This is a genomic window from Aestuariivirga sp. (genome assembly GCF_044239095.1).
GTDB lineage: Bacteria > Pseudomonadota > Alphaproteobacteria > Rhizobiales > Aestuariivirgaceae > Aestuariivirga.
On the sequence record NZ_JBIICB010000198.1, the window covers coordinates 1 to 8082 of the forward strand.

Annotated in this window: 8 protein-coding genes; 2 read left to right on the forward strand and 6 right to left on the reverse strand. The window is 64.0% G+C overall.

Going from position 1 to position 8082, the window contains the following annotated elements:
- A partial coding sequence (locus ACILRA_RS16075; protein ID WP_395663090.1) for a 3-hydroxyacyl-CoA dehydrogenase family protein occupies positions 1-412 on the forward strand: 412 nt, incomplete at its 5' end.
- Here the strand turns inward: ACILRA_RS16075 and ACILRA_RS16080 are convergent.
- The 6 genes from ACILRA_RS16080 to ACILRA_RS16105 all read right to left on the reverse strand — a co-directional run bounded on the left by ACILRA_RS16080 (position 413) and on the right by ACILRA_RS16105 (position 6777).
- The gene (locus ACILRA_RS16080; RefSeq protein ID WP_395663091.1) at positions 413-1621 is read right to left on the reverse strand and encodes an alpha/beta fold hydrolase; all 1209 of its coding nucleotides are present in this window, start codon (positions 1619-1621) and stop codon (positions 413-415) included.
- Positions 1609-2607, reverse strand: coding sequence for an alpha-ketoacid dehydrogenase subunit beta (locus ACILRA_RS16085; RefSeq protein ID WP_395663097.1), 999 nt, complete (start codon positions 2605-2607; stop codon positions 1609-1611). Before ACILRA_RS16085 ends, ACILRA_RS16080 begins: the two co-directional genes overlap by 13 nt.
- Positions 2608-2612: 5 nt before the next feature.
- The gene (locus ACILRA_RS16090) at positions 2613-3635 is read right to left on the reverse strand and encodes a thiamine pyrophosphate-dependent dehydrogenase E1 component subunit alpha (RefSeq protein ID WP_395663092.1); all 1023 of its coding nucleotides are present in this window, start codon (positions 3633-3635) and stop codon (positions 2613-2615) included.
- Between the two features lie 65 nt (positions 3636-3700).
- Positions 3701-4513 carry an ATP-binding cassette domain-containing protein gene (locus ACILRA_RS16095; RefSeq protein ID WP_395663093.1) on the reverse strand — a complete coding sequence of 271 codons (813 nt, stop codon included), beginning with the start codon at positions 4511-4513 and terminating at the stop codon, positions 3701-3703.
- 50 nt (positions 4514-4563) lie between these two features.
- Positions 4564-5649 (reverse strand): ABC transporter permease, encoded by a 1086-nt coding sequence (locus tag ACILRA_RS16100; protein WP_395663094.1) that lies wholly within the window; start codon positions 5647-5649, stop codon positions 4564-4566.
- A 108-nt stretch (positions 5650-5757) separates the two neighbouring features.
- Positions 5758-6777 (reverse strand): substrate-binding domain-containing protein, encoded by a 1020-nt coding sequence (locus ACILRA_RS16105; protein ID WP_395663095.1) that lies wholly within the window; start codon positions 6775-6777, stop codon positions 5758-5760.
- Positions 6778-7002: 225 nt separating this feature from the next.
- Here ACILRA_RS16105 and ACILRA_RS16110 point away from each other — a divergent pair.
- Positions 7003-8082: ROK family protein (locus tag ACILRA_RS16110; protein ID WP_395663096.1), on the forward strand; the 1080-nt coding region annotated here is incomplete at its 3' end.

The window sequence follows — 8082 nt, forward strand, 5'->3', positions numbered from 1 at the left end:
GGTGAAGCGTGAGATCGAGGGCTTCATATTGAACCGCCTGCAACTGGCGGTACTGAACGAGGCCTTCCGCCTCATTGCGGAGGGCTATGTTTCAGCCGAAGACCTCGACAAGACGGTGAAGGATGGGCTCGCGCTGCGCTGGAGCTTCATGGGACCCATTGAAACCATTGACCTCAATGCGCCGCAGGGCGTGGCCGACTACCTCATGCGCTATGGACTGACGATCCGCCGCGTGGGCGACCAGCAGGCTGCGGCCAAGCCGTGGCCAGAAACCATCGGCGCGACGCTTGATGCGGAGCGGCGGGCGGACGTTCCGTCCGACAGGCTGGGCGCGGCCACGCAATGGCGTGACCGGCGGCTGATGGCGCTGGCCGCGCACAAGCGCGCGCAGGAGAAGAAGACGCCGCGCTGATCAGACCTGGTCGATGAGGTCCACCATGGCATCAGGCGCGCGCCAGTGCGGCAGGTGGCCAGCGCCGGGGAGAATGCGGCTTGCCACGTTGAAAGGCAGGCTCAAGGCATGCTGCGCGGGGATCACCGAGTCATCCCGCATGAACACCGCCCGCACCGGCACGCTTGCCGCCTTCAGCGCGGCGAGGATAGAGAGCTTCTGGCGTCCATCCGCTGCAAACTCTCCGGCGATTTCCTTCAACTGCGCACCATGGGCCGCAAGATGTTCAGCAAGGGATGCCTGAGCTTCCGGCGGGACGCTTTCACCCAGAAAGGACAAGGCGTGATCGACGCGCGCGCCCAGCATGGCACCGAGGAATTCGCCATTGACCTCTTCCCCGCAGCCGGCGGGCGACAGGAGGGTGAGTGACAAGGCGCGGTCCGCCAGGCGGGCCGCAACGAGCGCACCGAAGGAATGGCCGAGCAGGTGGAGCCTCACGGCGGGCAGGCTGGCGGCGATGGCCTGCACCATGTCAGCTAGCGTGGCGGCAGAGGAGATGGTTTCGCCATGGCCGGGAAGATCGGGCGCATAGACGCGATAGCCCCGGCTGGCGAGCTTGCGGCCCAGCGTGGTGAAGCTCTGCGAATCGGCGAAGAGGCCGTGCAGAAGCAGCACGGATCCCTTCTGCTGGCCCTGTGCCGGCCACTCACGGAAAAAGATGCGGCCATGCGGCGTTTCCACATGATAGGCCGCGCGCGACGGGCGCAGGGCCGCGTCAAGATCAGCGCGCGAGACACGCCCGTTGCGCCCGCTGCCCTGCAGCGTTGCGAGGTCGATGCCCTTCCGGCGGGCCGCGGCACGCGCAGCTGTCGAGGCGCGCGGACGCGTTCCTGTTGCCAGCGGCACGAAGCGCGGCATGGGAGCGGCAGAGGGCGCCGCTGCTGCAGCCGGCGCTGCGGGCTGCTTGGCTTCGGCCACCGCCTCCCCCTCGATCTCGATTCGTGCGATGGCGCTTTCGACCGGCACCATCTGGTCGCTGTCGACCAGCCATTCGATGAGGATGCCGTCCTGCAGGGCCGGCACTTCCACCGTGGTCTTGTCGCTCTCGACTTCGAGCAGCGTTTCACCGCGCTTGAAGGCCTGGCCCGGCTTCTTGATGATGAGGCCGATGCGGCCTTCTTCCATCGTCTCCCCCAGGCGGGGGAGCGGCATATCAATCACGCGGCCCATGACGGAGCGATCCTCCTCACCTGCCAGAGACCCGTTTCCGCGATAAGCTGAGCCGAGGGCACGGCACCGCGTTCCAACGCAGGGGACACGGGGATGGGAATGTCCTCGCCTGCAACGCGCAGCACCGGCTCTTCGAGATAGTCGAAGCAGCGTTCCGAGATGCGCGCGGAAAGTTCTGCGGCGAAGCCTGACGTCATCACCGATTCGGTGACCACCATGGCGCGGCCGGTCTTCATGACCGAGCGGATGAAGGTCTCGTCGTCGAGCGGGTTGAGGCAGCGGATGTCGACGACTTCCGCCGAAACACCGCTCTGCGCCAGCGTCTCCGCTGCGGCGAGTGCTTCGAAGACCATTTTCGAATAGGTGACGATGGTGAAGTCCGACCCCTCCCGGCGGATGACGGACTGGCCCCAGGCGGCATCGGGCTTCTCCGGATCCATTTCGCCTTTGCGCACATAAAGGCTCTTGTGCTCGATGAACATCACAGGGTCCGGGCATTTGAGCGCCATGCGGAGCAGGTGATAGGCATCATTCACCGTGGCGGGCATGACGACGCGCAGGCCCGGCACATGGGTGAACCACGACTCGAGCGATTGGGAATGTTGCGCCGCGCCCGAGCGGCCGGTGCCGCCCTGCATGCGCAGCACCATGGGAACGCCGATCTGGCCGCCGAACATGTAGCGGCTCTTCGCGGCCTGGTTCGCCACCTGGTCCATGGTGAGACCGGCGAAGTCGATGTACATGAGTTCCGCCACCGGGCGCGAACCCGTCATCGCGGCCCCCACCGCAGCACCGACGATGCCTGCCTCTGCAATCGGCGTGTCGACCACGCGGTGTTCCCCGAACATGTCGAGAAGGCCCTTGGTGACGCCATAGGCGCCGCCATAGCGGCCGACCTCCTCACCCATCAGGAAGACGGAGGGATCCTCGTTCATCGCATCGATCAACGCCTGGCGCAGCGCATCGCGGTAGGTGGTTTCGATCATGGCCATCAGCGTGCCTCCCCAAGGATCATGGACAGGTGCTGGCGAAGCGGCCTGGGGCTTGGCTCTCCCTCAGCAAAGACATCACGGAACATCGAATCATCGGCGGGCGGCTTCGCGGCAATGGCATGTTCGACGGCGGCGTTCATCTCTGCGGCGATCTCATTGTCGAGACCGTCCAGCACTCCACCATCGGCCAGCTTGCGGGAAATCAACGCGTCGCGCGCATTGGCCACCGCATCCCGCTTGCGTCCTTCGAGCTCCTCCGCCTCGTCGCGGTAGGGGCTCTTGTCCAGCCGGGCATGACCGAAGTGGCGGTAGCAGGTGACGGTCAGGAAGCCGGGGCGGCCATGGCGCGCGGCGGTGATGATGCGCTCGGCTGCCTCGTGCACGGCCTCCACATCACCGCCGTCGACCTCATGGCCATTGAGACCGCAAGCGATGGCACGCTCATGGAGGTTTGTGTTGGCTGCGGCGCGGTCGATGCGGGTGCCCATGCCATACTGGTTGTTGATGCAGCAGAACACCACCGGCAGCTTCCAGAGTGCGGCCATGTTCATCGCCTCGTAGAGAATGCCCTGCTGCGAGGCGCCATCGCCGAAGAAGGCGACAGACACATGCGGCAGCTTGCGATTGCGGTAGGACATGCCAGCACCCACCACATGCGGAATGCCACCGCCCACGATGGCATTGGCGCCCAGTGCACCCAAAGCCATGTCAGCGATGTGCATGGAGCCACCCTTGCCGGAGCAGTAGCCGTCTGCCTTGCCGGCGATCTCGCTCATCATGCGGTTGGGGTCAGCGCCGCGCGCGATGAAGATGCCGTGGCCGCGGTGGTGGGTGGTGAAGCTGTCGCCTTGCTCCATGGCACGGCACACGCCGGCGATCGCTTCCTCACCGATCGACATATGGAGCATGGAGCCCGCGGACTGTCCGCGCACGAAGAGTTCGTTGACCCGCTCCTCAAAGGTGCGGATGCGCCGCATGGTGCGGTAAAGTTCGAAGAGGAGTTTGTTGCCGCCTGTGGCCATCACGTGAAGTCCCGCTTTTGGAAGCGGGACTTATGCCCCATTCCGCAGGCTTCGTGTAGGGGTTTTCAGGCCGCCATCATCTCCGGCGGCGGAACCTTGGCGCCCGTCATGAAGGCCACCGCGTCCGACATTGTGAAGTCCTTCGGATTGATGACGCAGAGCCTCCGGCCCAGCCGGTGCACGTGGATCCGGTCCGCCACCTCGAAGACATGCGGCATGTTGTGGGAAATCAGTACGATCGGCAGGCCGCGGCGCTTCACGTCAAGGATGAGTTCCAGAACCCGGCGCGATTCCTTGACCCCTAAGGCGGCCGTCGGCTCGTCCATGATGACGACCTTGGAACCGAAGGCGGCGGCGCGCGCCACGGCCACACCCTGGCGCTGGCCGCCAGAAAGGGTTTCAACCGCCTGGCGGATGTTCTGGATGGTCATGAGGCCGAGCTCGCTGAGCTTGTCACGGGCGATCTTCTCCATCGCCTTGTGATCGAGCTTCTTGAGGAGCGAGCCCATCATGCCCGGCACGCGGATTTCACGGCCCATGAACATGTTGTCGGCAATGGAGAGGGCGGGCGAGAGCGCGAGGTTCTGGTAAACCGTTTCAATGCCAGCGTTACGCGCGTCCAGGGGAGACTTGAAATTGACCGTTTTGCCCTCGAGCCTGATCTCGCCCTCGTCAGGCGCCACGGCGCCGCAAATCGCCTTGATGAGGGTGGACTTGCCAGCTCCATTGTCACCAATGACGGCGAGGATCTCATTGGGGTAGAGATCGAAGTCTGCATGATCAAGCGCGGTGACCCGGCCATAACGCTTAACCAGGTTGCGCGTGGTGAGGATGGGGTCGGGACTGTTCGCGGCGGTGGCGGTCGGGCTGTTTGACATGGCTGGCACCTGTGCTTGGGTGAGTTGTTCGAAGGCTGCGCAATGCGAAGCTACGAGGATGCCTTTCTGATCCATTGATCGATGGCCACTGCGGCGATGATGAGGACGCCCACGGTGAAATCCTGCCAGAGCACATCGACCTTCGAGAGCGACAGGCCGAAGCGGAATACGCCGACGATCATGGCTCCCAGCACCGAGCCGACAATGGATCCACGCCCGCCGAACAGCGAAGTGCCGCCAATCACCACGGCGGTGATCGAGTCAAGATTGGCGGTCTCGCCAGCGAGCGGCGTGATGGTTCCGCCGACGCGCCCGATGAGGACGAGGCCGGCGAAGGCTGCGATGACCCCCGCCACGACATAGACAGACTGCAGCACCTTGTCCGTCCGGACGCCGGACAGCATGGCGCCATTCGGGTCATCGCCAACGGCGTAGACGTGACGCCCCCATGCGGTGTGCTTCAGCACATAGGTCATGATGATGGCGAGCAGCAGGAAGGCGATGGTTCCGTAGAGAATCTGGAACCCTCCCACCGATATCACGTTGCCGAAGAAGATCAGCATCGGGGCCGCGGCTTCGGTATCGACGTTGCGGATCGATTCGGAGCCGGAATACCAGAGCTTGAGCGCCTGGAAGATGTAGAGCGTGCCCAAGGTGACGATGAAGGGCGGCAATCGCAGCCTGGTGACCAGCACGCCGTTGATGTAGCCCATCACAGCACCGGCGAACAAGCCGATGGCAATCGCCAGCGGTTCCGGCAGGCCCAGCTGTACCCCGAGCTTTCCCATGACGATGGTGGACAGCACCATGATGGCGCCAATGGACAGGTCGATGCCGGCGGTGAGGATGATGATGGTCTGGGCGATCGCCACGATGCCGATCGGGGTTATCTGCTTCAGGATCGTCGACAGGTTGCCGGGCCTGAAGATGAGGCCATCGGTGGTGAAGCCGAACAGGACGAGGGACAGGATGAGGACGAAAATTGGAACAGCGACGGGAAATGTCTGCAGGAAGATCCGGAGCTTTTGCAGCGCCGTCACTTGTTCATGTTCGAATGAGGCGACGGACGTGTCCGCCTTGCTCAGGGTCGCTTCATAGTCTGCGACGGACTTGGTGGGCTGGCTTCCTTCGCTCATCTTCCCTCCCGATCTTCGAAATAGCGGATTTCGTTCCGCTCATTGGTGGGAGGGGCGGCGGGAGCCGCCCCTCCAATTGCTGCCAATCTCAGAAGCTGGCTGCGGGGATCAACCCCAGCAGAGCTTCAGGCCTTCCTCGGAGGTGACAGAGGGGAGGCCCTCAACCGGCTTGTCGGTGATGAGCTGCACACCGGTGTTGAAGAAGTCGAGGCCTTCGGTGTTGGCCGGCTTGGTGCCGTCCTTGGCGAAGGCCGCGACAGCTTCCACGCCCTTCGACGCCATGAGCAGCGGGAACTGCATGGAAGTGGCGCCGATGACGCCGTCCTTGACGCTCTTCACGCCGGGGCAGCCGCCGTCGACCGAGACGATCAGTGCCTGCGTCTCCTTGCCCGCGGCCTTCATGGCCTGGAAGGCGCCCTCGGCAGCCGGCTCGTTGATCGTGTAGATCAGGTTCATGTTCGGCTCCTTGGCGAGGAGGTTCTCCGTCGCCTTGAGGCCGCCCTCGGGGTTGGCGTTCGAGGTCTCATGACCGATCACGCGCGGATCGGTCTCGGAGCCCAGCACCTTGGGATTCGGCACTTCGATGCCGAAGCCGGTGAGGAAGCCGGTGTCGCGCAGAACGTCAACCGAGATGTTATCCTTGTTGATGTTCAGCATGCCGATCTTGGCATCCTTGGCGGCATCGCCCATCTGGGCCTTGGCCCACTTGCCGATCAGCACGCCGGCTTCGAAGTTGTCGGTGGCGAAGGTCGAATCCGCTGCTTCCTTGTCGCCGATCGGGGTGTCGAGCGCGATCACCAGGACGCCGGCGGCGCGGGCGGTCTTGAGGGCGGGAATGACCGAGTCGTTCGACGCCGTGATCAGAATGCCCTTGGCGCCGCCTGCGACGCAGTTCTCAATGGCTTCGATCTGGGGGCCGGCGTCACCGTCAACCTTACCGGCAAACGCCTGGAATTCGAGACCCAGTTCCGTGGCCTTGGCTTCCGCGCCTTCCTTCATCTTCACGAAGAAGGGGTTGGTGTTGTTCTTGGTGATGAGGCAGACGCCGCCTGCGGCCATGGCCGGAGTGACGGAGAAAAGGGCGGTTGCGGCCGCTCCGAGCAAAGCTGCTTTGAATATGGTCTTCACGAGGGTCCTCCCGTTGATTTGTTAACCCGTTCGATGGGTTGGATCGAATTCGACATTCTACCGGTGCGGGAGGAGACGGTTCGTCCTTCTCCCTGCACGTGGCGCATTCTCAACGCAAAAAATGACGGCTGTCAATAAATAAACCGGGTTGATTTATTGATTGACAGGCCCGGCTGGCTGCTGGAAATCTGAGCGCCCCTGCATGAGGATTAACCGGAAATGGCGATGGAGTGGTCCAGCGGCGGCACGAGGGGCGCGACGGCCCCCGCCTTGTCGCGCGGCACCACGCAGACGGGCGTGCGGCTCTACAACGAACGGCTGATCCTGTCGCTCGTACGGTTGCACGGGCAATTGCCCAAGGCCGAGATGGCCCGCCTCACGGGGCTTTCAGCCCAGACCGTTTCGGTGATCGTGCGCCAGCTGGAGGCCGATGGACTGCTCACGCGGCGCACGCCTAGGCGTGGCAAGGTTGGCCAGCCGCTGGTGCCGTTCGAACTCGAGCCGGAGGGTGCGTTTTCGATCGGCCTGAAGGTTGGCCGAAGATCGGGCGACCTGATGCTGCTCGACCTCGCCGGTCATGTCCGGCACACCATCCACCGGCCCTATGCCTTCCCGTCGCCTGCCGAGATCATCGGCTTTCTTTCGGCGGGCGTCGAAGAACTCACACGCGGGCTTTCGGAACGCCAGCGCGAACGGATCTCAGGAATCGGAATCGCCGCCCCCTTCGAGCTGTGGAACTGGGCCGAAGATGCGGGCGCGCCGCACGAGGTTCTGATGGCGTGGAGGGATTTCGACCTCCAGACCGAAATCGCCAGGCTGTTTCCATGGCCGGTCCACTTCTGCAACGATGCCTCCGCCGCCTGTGCCGCAGAACTGCTGTTCGGCCGCGGACGCGACCTCTCCGATTTCGCCTATTTCTATCTCGGCTATTTCATCGGCGGCGGGATCGTTCTTAACGGCAATCTCTACCTAGGCCGCCGGGGCAATGCCGGGGCCTTTGCTTCCCTTCCTGTCACCTCCGCGGAAGGCGCATCGGAACAGCTCGTGCATGCGACCTCGCTCGCAGCACTCGAGCGCGAGATCCAGCGTGACGGAGGCGACCCGGAACTGCTCTGGCGGGACCTTGCCGGCTGGGCGGGTGCTGGACCGGCACTGGAGCGCTGGATGGAACGGGCGGCTACCGAAGTGGCGGTCGCCGCAGCCGGCGTGATGGCGGTTCTGGACTGCACGGCCATTCTGATCGACGGCGCCGTTCCGTTGACGGTGCGATCGCGTTTCGTGGCCGCGGTGCGGAGCGCCCTCGCG

Coding starts and splice junctions, on each gene's coding strand:
- ACILRA_RS16080 (WP_395663091.1), bottom strand. CDS start 1,621: ATGGGCCGCGTGATTGATATGCCGCTCCCCCGCCTGGGGGAGACGATG.
- ACILRA_RS16085 (WP_395663097.1), bottom strand. CDS start 2,607: ATGATCGAAACCACCTACCGCGATGCGCTGCGCCAGGCGTTGATCGAT.
- ACILRA_RS16090 (WP_395663092.1), bottom strand. CDS start 3,635: ATGGCCACAGGCGGCAACAAACTCCTCTTCGAACTTTACCGCACCATG.
- ACILRA_RS16095 (WP_395663093.1), bottom strand. CDS start 4,513: ATGTCAAACAGCCCGACCGCCACCGCCGCGAACAGTCCCGACCCCATC.
- ACILRA_RS16100 (WP_395663094.1), bottom strand. CDS start 5,649: ATGAGCGAAGGAAGCCAGCCCACCAAGTCCGTCGCAGACTATGAAGCG.